This window comes from Pseudarthrobacter sp. AB1 (genome assembly GCF_014926485.1).
Lineage (GTDB): Bacteria > Actinomycetota > Actinomycetes > Actinomycetales > Micrococcaceae > Arthrobacter.
In genome coordinates, this window is sequence record NZ_PZKO01000088.1 from 1 (window position 1) to 1,888 (window position 1,888).

Consider the following 1,888-nt stretch of genomic DNA (forward strand, 5'->3'; position numbering starts at 1 on the left):
TCCTCGGCGGCACGCCCGAACAAGTGGAAAACGCCGCCGAAGTGGGCATCGAGCACAACCTCGGGCTGACCTGCGACCCCGTGGGCGGCCTGGTGCAGATCCCCTGCATCGAACGCAACGCCATCGCCAGCGTCAAAGCCATCAACGCCGCCCGCCTTGCCCTGCATGGCGATGGCAGCCACAAAGTATCCCTCGACAAAGCCATCAAAACCATGAAAGAAACCGGCGCCGACATGAAAACCAAATACAAAGAGACCTCTCGCGGCGGCCTCGCCGTCAACGTCATCGAGTGCTGAGCCCCGTGAAGTACCGGTAGCCCCGGGTGTGACAGACACCCGGGGACAAGTCCCATTACCCAAATGCCTGGTATCGCCGGCATCCCGTCCCTTTGGAGTAAGAAGTGTCCCTTAGACGACTCCCGTACGAACACGTCACCGTCGCCGGCAGCAACCGCGTTAAGCGGGGCATGGCTGAGATGCTCAAGGGCGGCGTCATCATGGACGTCGTCAATGTTGAACAGGCCCGCATCGCCGAAGACGCCGGTGCCGTTGCAGTCATGGCGCTGGAACGTGTTCCGGCTGATATTCGTGCCCAGGGCGGCGTGTCCCGCATGTCCGATCCGGACATGATCGAGGCGATCATCGACGCCGTCTCCGTGCCGGTGATGGCCAAGGCCCGGATCGGCCACTTCGTGGAGGCGCAGGTCCTGCAGTCTCTGGGCGTGGACTATATTGACGAGTCCGAGGTCCTGACCCCGGCCGACTACGTCCACCACATCGATAAGTGGAACTTTACGGTTCCCTTCGTCTGTGGCGCTACCAACCTCGGTGAGGCGCTGCGCCGCATCAACGAGGGCGCGGCCATGATCCGTTCCAAGGGTGAGGCCGGCACCGGCGATGTTTCCAACGCGACCGGGCACATGCGCCAGATCCGCGCCGAGATCGCCAAGCTCGCCGCGCTGCCCGAGGACGAGCTGTACGTCGCGGCCAAGGAACTGCAGGCCCCGTATGAACTGGTCAAGGAGGTTGCCGCCGCCGGCAAGCTCCCCGTGGTGCTGTTCACCGCCGGCGGCATTGCCACCCCGGCCGACGCTGCGATGATGATGCAGCTCGGCGCTGACGGTGTGTTTGTCGGTTCCGGTATCTTCAAGTCCGGCAACCCGGCCCAGCGTGCCGCCGCCGTCGTTAGGGCTACTGCCTATTTCGATGACCCTGACGTTGTTGCCAAGGCCTCCCGCGGCCTCGGCGAGGCCATGGTGGGCATCAACGTCGCTGACATCCCGCAGCCGCACCGCCTCGCCGAGCGCGGCTGGTAAAGCAAATCATGTTGGGCATGGGCCCGAGCAAGAGCTCGCCCGGACGTGGGCCGCGTAGCGATTGGGCCCGGCTGACGGGTCACACGGTAGAGGTGTGGCTTTTGGGGGACCACATCATGACCGGCGTCGTGGAACAAGCCGCTGATGACGACTCGGTCCTTTGGATTGCGGCCGCCGGAGCCAGCACGCGAAGGCTCTTCGATAAGCCGACGGGATACCGGATCCTGGCCTAGCCGTTGGTCTCGGAAAGGCACGGGTCAACCCTGCCCAACCGCCGCGACGACGCAAAATCAGAATTATTACCGCAGAAGATCGATCACAATCTCGATGAGGAGTGGAACAGCATGCAGCAACTCGCGAACCGGCTCGAACGTCTGGGCACCGAAACTGCCTTTAGCGTCGCCCAAGCCGCGGCCGCTTGGAAGGCGAAGGGGAACCCTGTGTATCCCTTCCATCTCGGCGACATCAACATCCCGACGGCCCCCCATATCGTTGAAGCTATGAACCGGGCCATCGCCGACGGCTACACGGGCTATTGCCCCGGACCTGGCATCCCGCAGTTGCGCGAGGCCC

The 1,888-nt window shown here is 63.6% G+C and carries 2 protein-coding genes and 1 pseudogene; all 3 read left to right on the top strand.

From position 1 onward, the window contains the following. A partial coding sequence (locus DAD99_RS21335; RefSeq protein ID WP_193343168.1) for an L-serine ammonia-lyase, iron-sulfur-dependent, subunit alpha occupies window positions 1-296 on the top strand: 296 nt, incomplete at its 5' end. Between the two features lie 104 nt (window positions 297-400). Continuing rightward, a complete protein-coding gene (pdxS, locus tag DAD99_RS21340) occupies window positions 401-1,315 on the top strand; it encodes a pyridoxal 5'-phosphate synthase lyase subunit PdxS (protein ID WP_193343174.1) in 915 nt (304 codons plus the stop codon). Window positions 1,316-1,659: 344 nt separating this feature from the next. After that, a pseudogene (locus DAD99_RS21350) lies at window positions 1,660-1,888 on the top strand (aspartate aminotransferase); the annotation flags it as partial.